15 protein-coding genes are annotated in these 19,043 nt (G+C 40.3%); 6 read left to right on the forward strand and 9 right to left on the reverse strand.

What is annotated here, in order from left to right:
- Nucleotides 1–583: 583 nt before the first annotated feature.
- Together FSB73_RS19405 and FSB73_RS19410 are read right to left on the reverse strand one after the other, a co-directional pair.
- Nucleotides 584–1,258 carry a TetR/AcrR family transcriptional regulator gene (locus FSB73_RS19405; RefSeq protein WP_146786015.1) on the reverse strand — a complete coding sequence of 225 codons (675 nt, stop codon included), beginning with the start codon at nucleotides 1,256–1,258 and terminating at the stop codon, nucleotides 584–586.
- An 11-nt stretch (nucleotides 1,259–1,269) separates the two neighbouring features.
- Nucleotides 1,270–2,538 carry an aminotransferase class I/II-fold pyridoxal phosphate-dependent enzyme gene (locus FSB73_RS19410; RefSeq protein WP_146786018.1) on the reverse strand — a complete coding sequence of 423 codons (1,269 nt, stop codon included), beginning with the start codon at nucleotides 2,536–2,538 and terminating at the stop codon, nucleotides 1,270–1,272.
- Nucleotides 2,539–3,857: 1,319 nt separating this feature from the next.
- On the opposite strand from FSB73_RS19410, the gene FSB73_RS19415 reads away from it, so the two are divergent.
- Entirely contained in the window at nucleotides 3,858–5,048 is a 1,191-nt protein-coding gene (locus tag FSB73_RS19415) for an ATP-binding cassette domain-containing protein (RefSeq protein ID WP_146786021.1), read from the forward strand.
- On the forward strand, nucleotides 5,033–5,473 hold the full coding sequence (locus FSB73_RS27015) for an ATP-binding cassette domain-containing protein (RefSeq protein WP_158639615.1): 441 nt from the start codon (nucleotides 5,033–5,035) through the stop codon (nucleotides 5,471–5,473). Before FSB73_RS19415 ends, FSB73_RS27015 begins: the two co-directional genes overlap by 16 nt.
- A gap of 491 nt (nucleotides 5,474–5,964) precedes the next feature.
- On the opposite strand, the gene FSB73_RS19425 is transcribed toward FSB73_RS27015, so the two are convergent.
- From FSB73_RS19425 to FSB73_RS19435, 3 genes are all read right to left on the reverse strand, one after another.
- Nucleotides 5,965–6,819: a beta-alanine-activating enzyme beta-propeller domain-containing protein gene (locus FSB73_RS19425; RefSeq protein WP_158639616.1), complete on the reverse strand. Its 855-nt coding sequence runs from the start codon at nucleotides 6,817–6,819 to the stop codon at nucleotides 5,965–5,967.
- Nucleotides 6,780–7,355, reverse strand: a complete 576-nt coding sequence (locus FSB73_RS19430; RefSeq protein ID WP_146786028.1) for an outer membrane protein assembly factor BamB family protein — start codon at nucleotides 7,353–7,355, stop codon at nucleotides 6,780–6,782. Before FSB73_RS19430 ends, FSB73_RS19425 begins: the two co-directional genes overlap by 40 nt.
- A gap of 320 nt (nucleotides 7,356–7,675) precedes the next feature.
- Nucleotides 7,676–8,194, reverse strand: a complete 519-nt coding sequence (locus FSB73_RS19435) for a sensor histidine kinase (RefSeq protein WP_146786031.1) — start codon at nucleotides 8,192–8,194, stop codon at nucleotides 7,676–7,678.
- 446 nt (nucleotides 8,195–8,640) lie between these two features.
- Here FSB73_RS19435 and FSB73_RS19440 point away from each other — a divergent pair, with 446 nt between their 5' ends.
- The 4 genes from FSB73_RS19440 to FSB73_RS19455 are packed head-to-tail and all read left to right on the forward strand — an operon-like array spanning nucleotide 8,641 to nucleotide 13,002.
- Entirely contained in the window at nucleotides 8,641–9,924 is a 1,284-nt protein-coding gene (locus FSB73_RS19440; protein ID WP_225974190.1) for an OmpA family protein, read from the forward strand.
- A 50-nt stretch (nucleotides 9,925–9,974) separates the two neighbouring features.
- Complete coding sequence (locus FSB73_RS19445; RefSeq protein ID WP_146786034.1) at nucleotides 9,975–10,682, forward strand: hypothetical protein; 708 nt, start codon at nucleotides 9,975–9,977, stop codon at nucleotides 10,680–10,682.
- Nucleotides 10,683–10,740: 58 nt separating this feature from the next.
- Complete coding sequence (locus FSB73_RS19450) at nucleotides 10,741–11,613, forward strand: hypothetical protein (RefSeq protein WP_146786035.1); 873 nt, start codon at nucleotides 10,741–10,743, stop codon at nucleotides 11,611–11,613.
- A gap of 48 nt (nucleotides 11,614–11,661) precedes the next feature.
- Nucleotides 11,662–13,002 carry a hypothetical protein gene (locus FSB73_RS19455; RefSeq protein ID WP_146786038.1) on the forward strand — a complete coding sequence of 447 codons (1,341 nt, stop codon included), beginning with the start codon at nucleotides 11,662–11,664 and terminating at the stop codon, nucleotides 13,000–13,002.
- Between the two features lie 151 nt (nucleotides 13,003–13,153).
- On the opposite strand, the gene FSB73_RS19460 is transcribed toward FSB73_RS19455, so the two are convergent.
- The 4 genes from FSB73_RS19460 to FSB73_RS19475 form a co-directional block, all read right to left on the reverse strand.
- Nucleotides 13,154–16,054 (reverse strand): glycoside hydrolase family 2 protein, encoded by a 2,901-nt coding sequence (locus FSB73_RS19460; protein WP_225974191.1) that lies wholly within the window; start codon nucleotides 16,052–16,054, stop codon nucleotides 13,154–13,156.
- Between the two features lie 143 nt (nucleotides 16,055–16,197).
- A complete protein-coding gene (gene xseB / locus FSB73_RS19465) occupies nucleotides 16,198–16,437 on the reverse strand; it encodes an exodeoxyribonuclease VII small subunit (RefSeq protein WP_146786041.1) in 240 nt (79 codons plus the stop codon).
- Nucleotides 16,415–17,893, reverse strand: coding sequence for an exodeoxyribonuclease VII large subunit (gene xseA, locus FSB73_RS19470; RefSeq protein WP_158639617.1), 1,479 nt, complete (start codon nucleotides 17,891–17,893; stop codon nucleotides 16,415–16,417). Before xseA ends, xseB begins: the two co-directional genes overlap by 23 nt.
- A gap of 187 nt (nucleotides 17,894–18,080) precedes the next feature.
- Entirely contained in the window at nucleotides 18,081–18,794 is a 714-nt protein-coding gene (locus FSB73_RS19475; protein ID WP_225974192.1) for an SGNH/GDSL hydrolase family protein, read from the reverse strand.
- Between the last annotated feature and the right edge of the window lie 249 nt (nucleotides 18,795–19,043).

Genomic DNA, 19,043 nt, shown 5'->3' on the forward strand with positions numbered 1-19,043 from the left:
TCCAATAGGCATAATAGGCTTGGTATTTTTTTTACCGATTCAAAAATCGTAGCGGATGGGTTCTTTTTTAAGGATTCCTATAATATATACGTTTCTTATTTTTGGGATGGGGTACAGCAGAAAAATGAAAAGGACTCTATCAATTTATGGCCCAGAGCTCCTTGAAGTTTCACGGAACTGGTTGTTCCATTAATAATGGATGAGTTAAGGTAAACTAATCGATGACACTGTACCTTTGATGAATAAAACTGTTCCAGCTGAACTGATACAGCGAGTTAAGCTTACTAAGATTGTCAGAGAATCTTTCGTAAGTAGGTTTGCGACCTATTTTTAGTCTTTTTGTAATAGCAGCTGCGCCTTCATATTTGAGGTTAGCTAGCTTTGTAAATAAAAATAGTTAATGTAAGCTTTGAATAGGTAGCTGAATATAACATACAAGCCTATCCTGCAATTATGCAAAATATTGCCTGTAGTCGATATTGCCTATTTGCGCTGAAAAAACGCGAATCGCGCAATGCCTAGAATTTACTTTAAAAAAAATAGGGAAGGCGCAGTATTGCGCGCCTTCCCTATTACATTTAAACTATTTTTTTGCTTTTTCTTTCTCGTGTTTTTTCTGTTGCTTTTTAGCTTCAGCATATGTCCAATCTACAAGACGGGCGAAAGTCTGTTTGATGGCCTTATAATCCCTGTCCTTGTTAATGTCCAGTCCACAAAAAGTACTTCCGTTTGCCCTGGCGTGTAATACAAGATAGTAGATACCACCAATCAGTAAGGCTTCCGTGGCCCTGAAATTTACATCCGTATTCCTGAAGGTTGATTTAGACTTTTTAAATAGTGTCTCACCGAATGCTTCTCTGTCGTCTGCGATTTCGCGCATCAGCTGACTTTCTTCACTTATTTCCCAAAGCAGGATTTTTTGTAACTCCTCAGAGTTATAAATATGATCCATCTGATGTTCCATGATAGAAATGACTGATTCTTTTTCCAGAATCGTATTTGCATTTACCTCATCGATTAATTCCTGTGGAATATTATTCCAATAATCCTTGCTTTTTACATACATTTCCACAAGCTTGTCAACATTACCGAAATAAAGGTAGATCAACTTGTTGTCTAATCTGGAGGCCTTTCCAATGCGGTTAACAATTAAACCTTTATAACCTTCAGAGCGGATTATTTTACCAACTGCTTCTAAAATTCTGCCCTTGGTTCTCTCCTTGTTTCTGATAGGGCCATCTGTTACCTTTCTAGCCATTGTTTTAATTTTTAATATTTAATTTTTGCAATATGCAACTTTTTATCCGAAAACTCAAATCCTTCAAGCACTTTATCTAATTGCGCCTTGGTATGTGTTGCCATAACACTCATTCTGATACGCGCATCTTTCTTAGCCACTGCAGGATAGAGAATCGGATTGGTATATATACCTTGTTCTAATAAAATTTTTCCAAGTTCACTTGTTTTATGTGGATCACCAATTTTGACCGGTACAATGGCCGATTGGGAAGTCCCAACATCAAATCCCAGATTGATGAGACCGGATTTGAGATGATCAATATTCTCCCACAACCTTTTTTGCCACTGAGGCTCCTCGTCCAATAGCCGAATGGCGGTTGTTACGCCTGCTACTGCTGGTGATGATGTTGCCGAAAATGCATTTTGCCTGGATTGATATTGCAAAAACGCGGAAATATGTGGATTGGATACCACAAAACCGCCAATATTTGCAAAGGTTTTGGAAAAAGTGCCTGTTATAAAGTCCACCTTGTCCATCATATCATAGTGCTTCAAAACGCCTTTTCCTTTACTGCCAATTACTCCAATACCGTGCGCATCGTCTACCATAATAAGTGCACCATATTGACGTGCCAATTGATAGATCTCTGGCAATTTAGCCATATCGCCGTCCTGCGAATAGATACCATCAATGATAACCAATTTAGTGCGATAGGAATGCTGCACCATTTTCAGGATTCTTTCTAAATCATCCATGTTATTGTGCAGAAACCTTTTGGTATTGGTTAGTTGGATACCTTCATAAACACTAGCATGTACGCCCATATCCACAATAGCGATATCTTCTTTCTGCAATAGGCTCATAAGTGAGGAGCTGTTTGCAGTATAGCCTGTATTATAGATAATGGCCGATCCTGGTGCCCTGTTAAAGAACTCACACAGCTTGTCTTCGATTTCTTTATGATAACTATAGTATCCTCCGATTAATGGGGAAGCGCCTGCTCCAGTACCATATTGCTCAATGGCCCGAATGGAAGCCTCTTTTACTTTAGGATGCTGTGTGAATCCTAAATAATCATTAGAGACCAGGCTTATATACCGATCCATTCCGGACTTATCCCCGTTTTCAAGTGTTATCATTGGGCCACATCCACTACTGCCTAAAAGGCGGTAATTGAGGTGCCCCTTCTTTTCCATGTACTGCAAAAACTCATAATGAATATCCGCTCTTTGTTGTATACTATAGTGCTCGATATTCTCAAAATCCTTAAAAGATGCTTTTGCAAAGTCAATTTTCATAGGTGGTGTTGAATAATTGTGAGAATCACATCGCCTGAATTTGTTAGCCCCCTTTTGCATTCAGGGTTCAGATAGATTCAACTTACTGAATCATTTTTCTGAAATTCAGGCACTCAAAAAACAATAATTCATATTTGAGAAGGAAAGATACTATATTATTTTACATTATTAATAATTAATTGAATATTTTTTCGCATTGGCAAACAATTAATAGATGGATTGGTAGATTTTTTTATTGTATTTGATAGAATTAATCCTTAATGCATTAATTATTTAAAAATAATTCCTAATCGGGAATTGTTTTTCCTATTGATTATGACCGGTTTTCAGCGGACTGGTAACTTTTTTAAAGTGAGTCATGGTCGAAGTTTTAATTTTTTTAACAGCAAAGAATATGGAGATAATTAATTTCAAATTTATTATTTTATTGAATATAGATCGTGGTGCTTTCAAGTTCAAATTGCATTTTGTTATGTATATAACCAGGTTTTAAATTTTGAAGCCATATGAGAATGCTTAGCGATATTAATGATTTTTTTTGATAGGCCATTTTATTGGACATTTGATAAAGCATTTGTGTTCCTATATTGCTTAACATTTTTATACTGAAAGTTGGGATGTGGTACAATCGTTTAATTTAGATAATCTGTCTTTAAAAGCTGCGCATGATAAGTTCAATATTATCTGCTTTGATAGAATATCACTGCACGATAATATTTATATCTTGAAAATTAAGTATTTAGCGCAATAAGTGAAGGCTATAATAAGAGCGTCATATAAATTTAATAACTTATTGAACAAGGTCGGTAACCATAAAAATTTTAGAAGTTTTTCCTATTGGTTGCACTTCACTTATTAATAAGTATTTGTTCAGACTTTATTAATGAACTTTTTTTGAGCAATTTAAGAAAGAACAAAGCGGGACTTGTCTACCATACTGAATACCTAAAGCAAAAAGAGGATGGCTGCAAGCAGGTATTTTAGTGATTATTTGAACTGAAAAGTGTATTATATTGTATATCAGTAATTTAGTTTTCTTTTTAATTTCAATGAGCATTTCCTGACTACTTTGCGTCCATTTGCGGGCGTTTTTTGATGTCTAAAAAAATTAATTTCTACTTTTCTATTCGATTTTCCTATTTTTGCAGCCATATTAATTGTAACAGTACCGCAATGAAATTATAATTTCTTTTCCACCACGATCAACGGGCTGGTTGCTTTTTGCAGACCACCTGGCATGATTTCCCGGGTTTTGTACCTGGGGTATTTGTTTGAGGTCGCTTTAACGGGTGCCTCTGTGCTATTTTAGAAAAGAAATTATGTTACATCTTCACCAATTGGCTTTTAGTCATCCCAATGGATCTTTATTATTTGAGCAGCTTGAGTATTCATTACCGCAAGGGCTTACTGGCCTTACCGGACCTAATGGTTATGGCAAATCGACCCTATTGAAATTGATTACAGGCAAGCTATCCCCTTCGCATGGGCATATACATTGTAGTGATACGCCTTATTATGTGCCCCAGCACTATGGACAGTTTGATCATTTAAGCATCCAGGAAGTTTTGGGTATTGACAGGCCATTAAAGGCATTAAAGGCAATTTTAGCTGGAAATACTGAGCCGCAATTTTTCACAGATCTTGATGAACAGTGGGATCTGGAAGAAAAGCTGGCGATTGCGCTTGCAAAATGGCAACTCCCAATGATCAAACCTTCCACGTTATTTGGTCAACTTAGCGGAGGCATGAAAACCAAAGTATTGCTTAGTGGTGTTTCCTTGCATCATCCAGCCTTATTATTGCTAGATGAGCCCAGCAATCACCTGGACAGCGCAGGCCGACAATTACTTTACCAGTTTTTGGACAGCTATAAAGGTAACGCCCTAATTGTCAGTCATGACAGACGCTTACTAGATAAAATGGATAGTATTTTGGTATTGGATCAGTCAGGCCTCAGCTCATATGGTGGCAATTATAGCTTTTATCAAGAAGAAATGACCAAACAAAGAGATGCATTTTTAAAGGAGTTAAAATCTAAAGCCCAGTTACTCAAAGAGGCTGAAATTACCCGTCGACAGGCAATTGAACGCAAACAAAAATTGGACAGCCGAGGCAAAGGTAAACAGGAAAAAGCGGGCCTACCCACCATATTACAGCACAGCTTAAAAAATAAGGCAGAAAATAGTACTGCCAGGCTTTCTGCTAGCCATGATGGGAAAATAGCGGATATCCGCGTCGAGCTTAAAATGCTCAAAGAACGCGAAAAGCAAAATACTGGTATGCGGCTGGCATTGGCACATTCTGATTTACAAAAAGGTAAATTATTGGTAGAGGCCAGAGATGTATGTTATTGTTATCAGCAAGGCGGCCTTTCAGTCTGGCCGGTTCCCATTAATTTCAGTTTATACAGCGACAGCAGATGGGTAATACAAGGCCAAAATGGTAGTGGAAAATCGACCCTCATGGCTCTTATAAGTGGCAAAAAAGGGCAACAGTGGGTGAGCTTTTGACGACAACTAACCGCATATTTGAATTAGATCAGGATTATCAAATAATTCAAAATCAGTTAAGTGTCAGACAACAGGTTGATTTATATAAACACCCAAGTATGCTCAGTCACGAAGTAGGTATATTATTAACTCGATTTTTATTTACACCGGATGATTGGGATAAACCCTGCGCTACTTTGAGTGGTGGTGAACGCATGCGTCTGGCGCTGTGTTGTTTATCACTCCAAAAAGAGGCCATTGATATTTTGATATTAGATGAGCCCACCAATAACCTGGATCTTGAAAATCTGATAATTTTGACGGAGGTGATAGCCGATTATAAAGGAACCATCTTAGTCTGCAGTCATGATTCCTTGTTTTTGCAACAAATTGGGATAGACAAGGCACTTCTAATTGGGGAAGGCGGCAAACTCACCCCCTTTTAGATTGAATTGATTGTAAAAAAGCAAGTATTTAATAGGTAAGCGTCATTTTTTGGGATAATTTGGGAATCATTTCTTCAAAAATTAAAATTAGTCTTTTGAAAATACTTTTACCCTCACCTATCTACCAGATAAATAAATTGTTACCAATTTTAAAGGCGATATGCTAAAGGCTAAACCTCGCTATCTTTGCCTTAAATAAAACCAGTAGTTTCGATTAGGCTGGCAGAATTCACCTGGCTTTTAAATAAATATTTGCTTTTCTGATTGTATTATGTTATAATAAAAAACTATATAACTACTGAAAGCTATGACCATGAGGACCTTAAAACCACAAAGAACACTAAAGATTTTAATGCAAAACAAACAGGTTCACCCCATACAATGGCGTGAATACCTCCTATTCATGCAACGTGCTGGCAGCCGGTTTGTGAAGCGTAGCAGAAAAATGCTGGATAACTGGCGCTGAAAGCACCGTGTTACCGTTATACCCCCTATTTTAATTCAACTGAATAAATATAACCATCATTGGCTCCAAAATAAACCTTTCTGTTATGGAGCAATACTGAGCAGACAATGCCTCCTAGCTGGTCAAAGCTTTCCATGACTTTCTGATTGGTTTTATATAAATAAAGATCAGCACCGTTGGCCGCGAATTTAAAATCGAGGGTATCCATATTTAAGATGGTGCCTGCAGAATTTTGACGCGATGGTGTTGGGTATTTTATAAATTTTTTCCCATTTGATCTGATATCCACAACATACAGGTTGCCTGTGTAATCGCCAAATACAACTTGCTCACCAGCTATTACTGGTGAGCTATACACATAACCGCGGCTTTTAAAATGCCATTTCTCTTCACCGGTATCTTTATCCAGTGCTAATAATAGGTAGGTATCTGAAGTCCCGGCGAAAACCAGACTGTCACCCACCGCAACTGTGGTCAGTACCCAGGAGTTCGCGGTAGGGTGTGCCCATATTAGGTGGCCGTTTTGTGCATTCAAGGCATAAACATGTGCATCCCGGGCTCCAAAATATACCATTCCATTGCTTACCACTGGGGAGGACTGAATGCCCCGCATGAAGGGCTTATCACCGGTTTTAAATTGCCAAAGTAGCTGTCCGGTGTTCACATTTAATGCATACAGATAGGTGTCCCATCCACCAAAGTATAAAACGCCATTTGCAATAACGGGCGTTGTATGAATAGGACCTTTGGTTTTATAATGCCATTTTAGCTGCCCGGTGGCCGCATTCACACAATATAGGTTGGCGTCACTGCTACCAAAAAATACATAGGTAGTGTCCTTTATTTTTGAACGATGGGAGAAGAAAGGAAATAATCCCACAAATCCTCCATATACATACTGTCTGGCTGCATACCACCATATCCTTTGGCGCCGATTCTTTTTTCCCCTGCCGTGGCAAATTTCCAGACGATTTTCCCTTGTAAATCCAGTGCGTAATAATACCCATCCATACTGCCAAAATATACATATTTACCATCTGTTGCCGGACTACTGCTGACAGCGCCACCGGTCTTAAACTTCCAATTTAAGCGTCCAGTCTTTCCATTGAGGGCATACAAATGACCGTCATTACTGCCAACATATAAAATGCCCTTATATAATATTGGAGAAGACACCACCTGCCCATTCGTTTTAAATCGCCAATTTAATCTCGTACTTGTTGGCAAAGAGTTAACCCAAATTGATTGTTGTTCTGACTGTCTGTGATGGAAATCCGGTAATTCTAATTGTTTTCCCAAGGCAGATTGGCTGAATAGCGAGGCAGATGGGAGGCATAGTGTCATCAAATTAAACAATAAAGTAATCATTAGGCGTATCCGGTCTTTCGTGCACTTGTGTTCCAGTAATTTAACCATTAAAGCAATTATTGATTTTGTAAAAATTGATGTGGTATTTTGTTGAATTCGCCTAAGTTGGGTTCCATAATAAAGGCCAATTGTCGATGCCGCAGGGAATTTCCCAGGCCTCGGCTATTTATAAATAAAATCGCTTTTGTTTTGCAGCTGGTCATGCTTTTTGAATTCAAGGGTAAATTTAGTCCAAATGCACAAAAAAGAATAAAAATATAAATAAAAAATGAGCTGAAAACCGAAACTAATCAATATAAAAAAACAAGCTCGAATTAGGCGCACCAGGCGGATTATAGGATGAATTACTTAGATTAGGGGCATTTTTATTAACTGCATTTTCCTTCCACAATCACTTTACATCCTTTTATTGAAGTGTTGTGAATCTCTATGGATCCATTTAAATAGGTCGCATAAGCCTTTACAACTGCCAGGCCGTTTCCCTTTATATAAAGTTGAGAAAGGTCAATCCCTTTGCCATTATCTATTACAATTAAGGTAAATCTGTCTGACTGCCTGCTCAATTCAATCCATACTTCACTGGCTTTAGCATGTTCCATTACGTTATCCAGCAGTTCTTGAACTATTCGGTACAATATAATTTGCGTTTCAGTAGTCAGGTATTCGTTTGCATTGTCAATCTGCAGGTGAGCGGTAAGTTTTCCTGAAATATTGATGTTGTTTATCAGTATTTCAATGGCTGGCTTTAATCCTTCAAGGATTAACACTTCAGGCATTATATTATTAGCGACATTTTTTAACGCTGTAAGGGAGGCTCCCAGCTGCTCTAATGCGCTCTCCATGGATGCCACACTTTGCGATGATAGGAAAATATTGCCTTTTTTCATGGATAATTTTATTTAGGGTCTAGGTATGTTTATTACCATCAGGCGAAATTAGTCTAAGCCAGCACTTAAAAAAATAGCGTGTGCAGGCCGTAATTCTTGTCTGGATAAAAAGGGAGATCTCTTGGGTCGTTTTGCCGTTTTAAACATATAATCAATAATTTAAGGTAAAAGCATTTGGTTTTGTTGGCGACTGCTGATTGTAAAATTGCTGTAAGCCTTTGAACTTTCCAAAGAATCATAAAAAATCCCCTATTCAGGGGAGATTTAAAAAACCAGTAATTACGGGATTGTCTGGCATTCGTTCATAATGGAACTTCGCATTGTTAAAAGTCAGTCTAAAATAAAGCACAGCACACGCCTCCACAATATAATTAAAATTCATGCAGCCAGGGCAGGCAATTTTTACGCTTGCCATTAAAAAAAACTTTAATCAAAAAATTCCAGTGATGAAACAGTTTATTCAACTAAAAAAAAGCGCCCTTAAAATCAACCAAGCTAAGATGCAGGTTATTCTTCTAATAGGTTGTCTAATGGCAGGGCTTACGGTAGCCAACGCCCAGATTTGGAAAAAAGTAAAAGACCGGGTAAAACAGACGGTAGAAAATAAAATCACCCAAAAGTCTCAGGACGTTACCACAAATGCCATGAACAAGGCAGAAGGCGCCATTCAAGGGAAAGATGGTCAACCGGCACCTACAACTGTTACAGGCGGCGACGATAAGGCGGTTGTAGTCGGTGGTGGGAATGCCGCAAAATCTATCAGTGATTATAAAAGTTATGATTTTGTGCCAGGGGATAAAATCATCTTTGAACCAGACATCAGTAAAGAGGCGGATGCAGAATTGCCTGCCAGGTTTAAGTTGCTAAAAGGCAATGCAGAAATCCAAAGTTATGAAGGGGAAAAAATCCTCCATCTGGATGAAGGTGGCAGCACGTCCATAACGCCCCTTATGTCAACGGAAAGTTACCTGCCAGAGCAATTTACGGTTGAATTTGATATGTCTTTTGAGAACAAGGAAGATTATATGAGATATGCTAATTATTTTGACGTTGTTTTTATGAAAGCCACTCAAAACTTCTTTGAATCACCCGTTTACAGGCTCAGAATAACCAGTGGCTCTGCTGTGGAATGGGCCACAGGTGGCCATATTCGTCTGGCAGAAAATCTGGCTAAAGCCTTATCAACAGATAATAAATGGCATCACATAGCCTTTTATGTTAATAAAAATATTGGCAAAGTTTATATTGATGCCTTTAGAGTAGCCGCCTCCAATACCCTAAATCTTGGTGCTGAAAAAATGGCTATTAATATTGATGGTAGGTACGGCATTAAAATTAAAAATTTCCGCCTGGCCGCGGGTGGTTCGGATAAATATAATAAAGTTATTACTGACGGGAAATTCATCACACACGGCATTTTGTTTGACGTGGCAAAATCAACCATTAAACCTGAATCCACCGGAACTTTGAATGAAGTGGTTAAAATGATGCGAGCCCACACTGAACTTAAGTTTGAAATTGATGGACACACAGATAGCGATGGACAAGATCAGGCCAATTTGGTGCTTTCCCAGCAAAGAGCGGCTGCCGTAAAAGACCAACTTGTAAGCATGGGCATATCCCAGGATAGGTTAACGACCAAAGGTTTTGGAGAAACTAAACCCATAGATAGCAATGACACGCAGGAAGGTAAAGCCAATAACCGTCGGGTTGAGTTTATTAAAATGTAAACCGAGTGCCGGGTCATTCAAACAGTATTTTATCTACTAAAAAAAGTCTAATGCGATCAAAATTCTTCCAATTTACACCTATACCATTAATGGTTCTCTGTCTTTATTGTTGTTTAATAATTAGTTGCAGCAAATCAGATTCACCCATAAAAAAAGATGCGCCTGGCGCTAATCAGACAGCCGGGCATATAAGTGGCATGGGCGCGTCCCACGATGCGCTTATAGGAGACGCTTTTGTATTTAGTAACAATGTTGAAATCAAAGGCGGGATTAAGGCCGTAGATTTTATCTATCCAGGATCAGGTTATTGCCAGGTAGTTGGTAGTGGTGCTTTTGTTTTGGTTTCCATGGAATTTGTCAATAAAACGGACAAAGATACACTGCTTGTATTTCCGGCTGGACTTACCTTTGAATCAACCAGCACGGAGGATCAAAACGGTATGCTTATTCAGAATACACAGGTTAGTCTAACCAAAGGGGGTACCTGTAATACTTTATTCTACGCCTACTGTACAAATGAACACAGAAGCGGGAGCTCAATTGAAAGCAAATATGCTTTTGGGCCTATTTGTAATGCAGCACCCATAAGGGAACTGATTGATCTTTTAAAAAATAAAAAAGTAAATCTGGATCCAGGCGAAGCGCCCAGTATACTCGGACCTATTGGTGTTATTCAGGATTGCCTCTGGAAGATTACAGATGGTGAAGGCTTGTCGGCAGACGACAAAAGGGCTATCCAGGCATTGGAAGACAAATAAGCCTATTAATATGTTTAATGCCTTGACTTTAAATTTTATATAAAATAAAATGATGCAAATGAAAAGTACAAAGGCGGTCACCTGGCCGCAAAATAAAATGAGGGCTTTTGGGGTATGGATGGTATTTATGGCCATTTTAATTTTTGCTGGGGTGAGCGGATGCTCCAAATCGAGCGCCAGTAGTCAGAAAGATGACCCTCACTCAAAAGAGAATCCTGGAGGCGACGACCCTTCAAAAGGCGGATCTGATTTAAATGCTGCCTATATGGCGGATAAAAAAGGTACTTTGCTGACGTATACCATTATCTTTGGAGATGAAGCAGGCGTTGGGAGCCTGGTTGAATATACAGAGATACATGACTCTTTGGGTTACCAGGTAGCCAACCTACAGGCAGTTGCTGCGGGTATTAAAATCTATAGCACTGTTCGCCACAATAAAGATTATACCGAGACCATAAATAGCGTCGCTCCTGTCTATTATCAGCTATTGCAAACCCTTGCTGCCTCTTTTAGTAGTTTTACGCATGAAGAAAAGCCACTTGTTATGCGATTGCCTCACAAAGACGCCTTAAAAAAGGAGGCTTTTCCCTCCACTGTCACAGCAACCTGGCATGGGCTGAATATCACTGAAGACAGTAAAATGGATAGTAAAATGATTCAAACAGAAAATAAAGCAGTTATTGATTCATCAGGCACCATTACTACCGCTGCCGGTACATTTGATAACTGCATCCGTGTTCATTATCTAAGAACCCAGCAAAGAATTATTTCTATTACCTCTCCCACGGATAATTATACAACAGATAATACTGCTCACTTTGACATTATGATTTGGCTGGCAAAAGGTATCGGTCCGGTCAGAACCATTGAGTTCAATATGGATACCGGTATTACCACTACCACCGATCTGACAAAAATTACCTATCCGTAGCGCATGGATTGGACTCCTTGTTTATAAAAAATATTTAAAAATTATGCCATGAAACCTTTTCGCACCGCAATTTTATTCACCTTAATGGTGGTTTTCTTTTGGATGCCCGCTAGTCAGGGTCAGTTTTTAAAAAAACTGAAAAAGACCGTAAAAGAACTGGTGGTTACGCCACCAAAGCAAGGTAATCCCGCCTCTGCAGCGTCGGTTGCCGCTTCGCAAGGCCAACCGACTCAGGTGAATCCTACTAAACGGTTTTTAGGGAGCACAGACCCCAATATGGCTACTTTAAAGGACGCTGCTGCCCATAATATCCAAGAAATTTGTGCCATTACACTAGATGCTAAAAATCAGTACATTTTTATGGATTATACCAGCATAAGCTTGCAAAATAAACAGATAACTGCATGGATACCCGTCGGCACTTTTACCAACAGTGAAGCGCTCAGTGAATTAGGAGAAGGTTCTGATAAGGATCAAGTGCAACTCTATACAAATGGAATCGTAACAAAAACATATACGGCTGGGACATTAAAAAAAGAAGTAAATCTACTGGCCGCACATAAAAAATATGATTATCCATGGAGCGAAGAACTGGTCAGAAACGCAAAAAAGGAGGCGGAAAATTATGTGAAAAAAGGTGTTGGCCAAGGGGGGATGGCCAGCATCATTGAGTTCAATCAAAAAAAATATGGGCCTTATTTACTCGTAGGTGATCTCGTGGTCAGTAAGGATCGCCAGCATTTTTTTGCGCAAATCAGTCCTGATCTTAAAGCTACAGAAAAGGGCATATATTATATTCTGGGCATGGATGGACAAACAAGACAGCTGCCTACAGGCGGTGATTTAATTGCAAATAGGGAATTTACCAGTGGCGCCGTCCTTATTGCATCAGCCACCATTTCGTTAAATGCATCGTTGCATAATAATAGTGAGGGAGCAGACGGATCTGAAACGAGCCAGTCCGCAGCGGTCATGCAGATGCAAACGGAGCCCAATAAAGGAAATGTGTATTTTTTAAATGGAAAAACCCTGGAAAATGTATTAATTTCTGGCGGCTGGCTGGATCAAAGTGGGCAAAACTTTTTTGCCACAACAGCTGAGAAAAATAGTGGTTTTGAAAAAGGAACGTATTTGAACGGAAAAAAAATATATGATCAGGCGATTAAAGTGAGTCGCGGATGGACAACACCTTTAGGTACGTCCTGGGCACTTGAAGTTGATGATTATAAATTGGACGGTATGGACCAATTAATTTTTAGTGACGGCACGCGTATTTATGAAGCGCGGGATGTACATGAATTAGTCATTGACGACAAATATTATATGGTCTGGTACAATTATAATCAAAAATACAGTAATCAATTAAAAGTGTATAAAAAGGCGCTTTAAGGCGCGTTTGTGGCATTATCAGTAGCTTCAATTACTTTATTTTTATGCTTATTTTGCCACCTTACTGCACAAAAGGCCTGGATTAAAAACCTAAAATTAGAACTTATCCAGGCTTTTGTTTGCAGGTATGATTAAGCTCTATTGTAGCCTATTACTCAATCGGTACTTTCTTTTCTGGCAAATTCCAGCCTTCAATAGCGAGCTGCATATCCTGCCATTTCGTGGGCGTAAAAACGGCTTTGCCCTGGTTTGGATGAACCAGCGTGGATTGCAGTGAAGTGTTAGGCGGATCTATATAAATTGTTGACGAATCTCCTGGTAAAAGCGTAATGTAATTGTCACTGTAAAAGCTGGGAAGTATTCTTTTTCCTGAAACTTTATTTACCAAAGAAATCCGGTTAAAAAAGGCTGGAACTGCACGCGCTGGATTGGTAAATCTGACGGTGATTTGTTTTTGCCCGGCTTTATTGATTGTCCAGTTGGCTTTAATGGCGACTGTTGCTTTTGCCATGTCCTGCAATCCACTATAATTGCCGTCAGCATCGCTGGTCCAGTAAATATTATTGCTGACGATATTTTTATGGAGATCCAGTAACCTGAGCGATAATAACAGCCCTTTTGCGGCTGCTGGCCTACTTAAGGCACCAGACAGCTTAAGCAGTAGTTTGGGATGTTGTGCAATGGCCTGGGTGATTGTTCGGGTGATGAGTTTGGTATCTCCATCAAAATGACTGACTTTGATGTCCATAACCAGATTACGGACTGTTTTATAGGTATTATTGACAATGTAAACACCACTATCTGCCGGATTAAACATTAAATGAATCTTTTCAGCGCCCTTTTTCAACCCATACAGACAACTATTTGGATCCAGGTAATAATCATACATCTGTCCGCGCATGGCCGTCCATGGATTCTGCGTTTTCCAGATAATAAAACCAGTATACCAATCCCACTGGTGGGCCGTAAAGCCCTCCATCAGAGCACGGTATTGGTTATAGTTGATTAACTGGGCAATTTGGGCAAATTTTGAAACGGAGCCAGGTTTGCCATACTTATTGATATAATGATCGTAGCCAATGTATTTGTGGTATTGCCATACACTGTCAATCAAAGTTGTGTGATCGTAACCGTTTTTTGCATCTGGTTCAGGCAGCCTAACAGGTAAACTGCTCTTCGGCAGGAACCTGGCTAAAGAGGTACTGTCTCCAATTCCCACGGAACCAATCTCTGAATTAAAAGGATAGGTTCTATGCGCCCAAAATGTTTTTAGAGACTGGATGCCATAGGGACCGTCTCCATTGCCCCCTAAAGTATTAAAAGACATGCTATCAGAATTAGAGAAGTCAATATACCAGCGTGTTGTGTCTAGCAGTGGTAGTAGACTGTCTTGCAGACCGTTTTGCAGATCGGGCGCCAAGGTGATTTCATTGCCACCGCACCAGATGGCCAGCGAGCTGTGGTTGCGCAGCATGCGGATCTGATCCGCTGCTGAGGCTAAAAACAAAGTATGATCATCTGGATAGTCTCGTCTGGTCCAGATATCGTCTTTCTTTTTGGGATCTTGCCATCTGCCATTACAATCTCCTGAACCCCAAAAATCTTGCATTACTAATAAACCATATTTATCACAGGCCTGGTAAAACTCAGGGCGTTCCGTTAGGGCACCTCCCCAGACACGAATCAGGTTGAGACCCATATCCCGATGAAAACGCACTTCTGCGTCATAACGCTCTTTGGATAACCGAAGCATGGCATCTGATACAATCCAGTTGCCGCCCCTGATAAACAGGGGCTGCCCGTTGACCAGAACTTCCATGCTACGTGTCCGGTCATTCCACCTGTGGGTAAGTTGACGGATACCAACTTGTAAGGATAGACTGTCTGATATGACCTCATCTTGTAGTGTAAACCGAAACCCAGCCAGGTATAAACTGGCCTGGTAATTTGGATTGTTGATATTGTAAGTTGGATGATCATCCCCCGTCCTGGATGCTTTTGCCTGCCCTCCTTGTTCTCCCGGATTTAGAATGCCCATGCCATTTGGCCACCAAAGCCTTGGGTGTATAATTGTATCAGGATCAAAATGTACCTCTTTGATTTCTCCCGGATTCAAGGACACGTATTTTTTAATGGTCCTGCCGTCTATACTAAAGCTGGCGGTACCAGTAACCTGCTTATTTGAACTGTTATGCAGGGTAAGGGCGGAAACAATTACGGCCGGCGCCTGATGGGGATCATCCGGCATTCTTTTGCCTGGTACCTGAGTTACGATATGGGGATCCATTAGCTGCACGGCGCCTTGTTTGGTTATCCATATTTTATCCCAGATACCAGTATTGCGGTCCCTGACGGGTTGAATCCAGTCCCAGCCAGCCACGTATTGGTGCGCAACATTTTTTGCAATGGTGCCATCCCCTCCCTGTCCCCCATTGGGATTGCCTACCGGATCGGGCGGATACACGATGATGGCCAGCCTGTTGAGGCCTTTATTAGATAAGAACTTAGTGATATTAAAGCTGCGGCGTATAAACATACCTTTCAGCGTCTTTGGGTTTAACCTGTGCCCATTGAGATAAGCGTCAAAACCGTAATTGACACCGCGCAAATGCAAAAAATATTGATCCCCCTTTTTAAGATCAGAGATATCACTCAATTGGAAATCCTTGACAAACCAATAGGTGTAAAAATCTCTGCCTGTATTGAATATATCCGGGATCCGGTTATTATTCATGGCATAAAAGGGATCAGGGATCTTCTTATTATTAAGTAAACTGGTAAGTATGGTACCAGGTACAGTGGCCGGTTCCCAATCTTTTAGTTTTTGCCCGGCTTCACCCCATTTGCCTAAGGTTTTTCCAGCACTTAGTTCGGTTGCTTTTTTAAAAAACCACCCATTGTTCAACTCGGTTTTTTGTCCATTTCCATTTAATAGCTGCGTTGGGTGTTGACTAATTGCAGGCAGGCTGTAACCCAAGGTTAGCATTGTAAAAATAATAGCCTGTAAGCAATAAGAATATTTATCTTTAATAGAAAAGGTAATGTGCATCATACGATATTGGGGAAAATAGTGGGGATTAGGTCAATAATAAAAATAATTACAATGAAGTACCATGATAAGTTGCGGTAAAACTAATAATGCTTTACAGTAAGTCTAAGGTAAAGCACGGCCTGAAGGGAGCGTCACAACGACGTCTACTCGCTTGGATTGGGCGTGTTTTTGGAAGCGGAGCCTTTTGTATCCTCCATACTGGCCATGACAGCTGCGACTTCCTTTTCGGTATTACGCAGTTTTTTTTGGCAGAAGTCTATTAGTTCTGCCGCTCTTTTGACACGAACAGCCAGTTCATCAATGGAAACTGCTTCATTTTCCATTTCCAGTGCAATGTTTTCCAATTCCTCGTATGCGGCGCTATAGGTTAAATCCTGTTCCATCTTTGTTTTCTTTTTTTTGGTGAATGGTAGCCTCAAGGGTTACCTGACTGGTAATAATATCAATTGTATCCTCTGGTGCGAGCCCCCTGTGATCTGTTATGATTTTGCCGTTCTTAGAAATCAGGGCAAAACCTTTTTGCAGAATTCTTTCTGGACTCATCAGCCGGATACTGGTTTGTTGGTGTTTCAGCCCGCCATCCGCATTTTTAAGGGTAATGGCTGACCAGGTCTTTATTTTCTCTTTTTGTCTTAAAATGTCTGCCTTGGCTCCTGTTATTCTACTGTTGGTATTGCTTAAGGTTTCATGTTTGCATCTTTGCAAAGCCAGATCATTTTGACTGATCACTGTCTTTGCCGCCTGGCTAAGACTGGATTGTAATTTATAAAGACTCCTTTGTTGCAATTGTAAAAAATCCCGGGTTCTGTGTACAATCCTGCCATTAACCCTGTTTAAGGTATTATTAGCCTCAGAAAGATAGCTTTTTGAATGCAATATGACCGATTGGCGTAGTTGCACCAACCGAGATTCAAAACTGCGATTATGATGCAGGATAAATTCTGCGGCCTGCGTAGGCGTTTTAGTGGCTGTATGGGCCATCAGATCAGCCAGTGTCTCATTTTTCTGATGTCCTATGCCTGTAATGATCGGTACCGGAAACTTCGCTATGGCTCTTGCAACCTGGTATTGGTCAAATAAAATAAAATCTGTTTGCGCACCCCCACCCCTGAGCAGCAGCACTGCATCATACTGTTTACCAGATTTAAATATCTGGATAAACTGATCCACCACCTGATCGGCATTATTTACGCCCTGGACGACTGTCAGATACTTATCAATTTCAAAAAAATACCCTTCCGGGTTTTTTTCCAGTGTATGAATAAAGTCCTCCATGCCGGCTGAAGTCAATGAAGAAATAATGGCTAGCCGCTGAAGCACCACTGGTAAGGCAGTGCTTTTATTACGTGTCCAGTAACCGGTCGTTGTTTTCTCAATGAAATCATTTTCGGCCACTAGTTTTTGTAGTGTGAGGTGGCGGGCTTCATAAAGCTTCCCTACGGTATAGGCGGCGTCCAACTCAATTAGATCCAAGGCCAGACCATACTGCTCATGAAAAACGACCTTTACTTTGGCCAGCACCTGAATATTGCTAGTGAATCTTTGGCCTGTCAGTCGTTCAAATTGCTGGATTTGAGCCGCACCTGCTCCCCAGGCTTTGGCTGAAAACTTTGCCATTAAAGCGTCAGCGTCTTCCCTTTTCTCCACCAATTCAAAACTATGATAGTTTTTTTGTTGTTTATACTGATGCCCGGAGACTTCGGCCAAAACCCAATAAGCCGTACGGCCAAAGCGGGTATCCAGCACCTGTCCTACTATAGCAGCCAGCTCAGAAAGCCGGATATAAGCAGGACTGCTGCTGTTTTGTGGATGATTATGCCCCTTATCTTGTGTTGTCATGGCCTTATTGAGATGTACGAAAATATCGCTGCCTCTACAAAAATACAACATGTATAGGGAAACGCCGAATCCTCACGCTGGTTTGCAACAGCGGCTGGATTTGGCCAAAAAACAAAAATGGAGCCAGCTGCCAAAAGCGTGGCACTGCCTCCATATATTATTTTTTATATTATTACCGTCTTTTGGTTTAAAGGACTTTTTTGAGTGATTTTAAGACGATCTGTTCCATAATCTTATACCCTGCCAGTTTAGGGTGAACGCCATCAACTGCCAAATCAGCTGGCATGCCATTACGATTGTCAGCCAGTTTAGAGAAGTAATCCACATAGGTTACGTGATTTTTGCTGGCATAGGCCTTAATTAACTCATTGAGTTCAGGTATTTTTACATCCGGGTGTTTTCCTTTGCTCCAGGGATAATCGAAGGCTGGGGTCACTGAACATAAAAACACTTTTATGCCATGCGCTTTTGCAAGCTCTGCCATAGAGGCCAGGTTGCCCATGATATTATCCAGGGAAATATCCCCCGTATTACCTGCAATATCGTTGGTGCCTGCAAGAATTACGACGGCTTTTGGGTGTAGATCGATCACGTCTTTTCTAAAGCGAACCAGCATTTGTGAAGTAGTCTGTCCACTGATACCGCGACCAATTAAATGGTTGGTCTTAAAAAAACTGCTGTCATTATGATACCAGCCCTCTGTAATGGAGTTACCCATAAATACCACTTTCCTTTCAGAGGCTGGAAGTGCTTTTACTACCTGATTGGCGGCTTCATATCGATGAAAATTGGCCCAGTCGCCTTTTTGTGCCATTACTTTATTGGTGCCTATGCCATAGCCAAGCCCCATCGTCAATAGCCCGATTGTAAATGCCTGTAAGTACCATTTTTTTTTGTTCATAATAATTGTCTTTTTCGGTGAATCCCGATCATTAAATTTTGGGTATTGATGGAGATTCGGTTTTGATTTGATTTGATTTTGAATAGATTAAATAAATAATTAAAGACTGATGATAAAGATATTTAGCGGCATTTTGTCTTTTAATTTTTAGCCCACGAACCATAAAACGCCCCCTGTCCAAGTGGGATAAGACAACATTGGGAAAAGATGAAAAACAAATCCGACATAATACCCCAGTCATCTGACTTT

It is taken from the genome of Arachidicoccus ginsenosidivorans (genome assembly GCF_007971385.1).
GTDB classification, from domain to species: Bacteria; Bacteroidota; Bacteroidia; order Chitinophagales; family Chitinophagaceae; genus Arachidicoccus; species Arachidicoccus ginsenosidivorans.

What these genes read in the sequence shown, in the direction of transcription:
- FSB73_RS19475 (WP_225974192.1), bottom strand. Translation starts at nt 18,794, where the DNA reads ATGAACAAAAAAAAATGGTACTTACAGGCATTTACAATCGGGCTATTG.
- xseA (WP_158639617.1), bottom strand. Translation starts at nt 17,893, where the DNA reads ATGACAACACAAGATAAGGGGCATAATCATCCACAAAACAGCAGCAGT.
- FSB73_RS19440 (WP_225974190.1), top strand. Translation starts at nt 8,641, where the DNA reads ATGAAACAGTTTATTCAACTAAAAAAAAGCGCCCTTAAAATCAACCAA.
- FSB73_RS19410 (WP_146786018.1), bottom strand. Translation starts at nt 2,538, where the DNA reads ATGAAAATTGACTTTGCAAAAGCATCTTTTAAGGATTTTGAGAATATC.
- FSB73_RS19435 (WP_146786031.1), bottom strand. Translation starts at nt 8,194, where the DNA reads ATGAAAAAAGGCAATATTTTCCTATCATCGCAAAGTGTGGCATCCATG.
- FSB73_RS19445 (WP_146786034.1), top strand. Translation starts at nt 9,975, where the DNA reads ATGCGATCAAAATTCTTCCAATTTACACCTATACCATTAATGGTTCTC.
- FSB73_RS19450 (WP_146786035.1), top strand. Translation starts at nt 10,741, where the DNA reads ATGAAAAGTACAAAGGCGGTCACCTGGCCGCAAAATAAAATGAGGGCT.
- FSB73_RS19460 (WP_225974191.1), bottom strand. Translation starts at nt 16,054, where the DNA reads ATGATGCACATTACCTTTTCTATTAAAGATAAATATTCTTATTGCTTA.
- FSB73_RS19405 (WP_146786015.1), bottom strand. Translation starts at nt 1,258, where the DNA reads ATGGCTAGAAAGGTAACAGATGGCCCTATCAGAAACAAGGAGAGAACC.
- FSB73_RS19415 (WP_146786021.1), top strand. Translation starts at nt 3,858, where the DNA reads ATGTTACATCTTCACCAATTGGCTTTTAGTCATCCCAATGGATCTTTA.
- FSB73_RS19430 (WP_146786028.1), bottom strand. Translation starts at nt 7,355, where the DNA reads ATGGTTAAATTACTGGAACACAAGTGCACGAAAGACCGGATACGCCTA.
- xseB (WP_146786041.1), bottom strand. Translation starts at nt 16,437, where the DNA reads ATGGAACAGGATTTAACCTATAGCGCCGCATACGAGGAATTGGAAAAC.
- FSB73_RS19455 (WP_146786038.1), top strand. Translation starts at nt 11,662, where the DNA reads ATGAAACCTTTTCGCACCGCAATTTTATTCACCTTAATGGTGGTTTTC.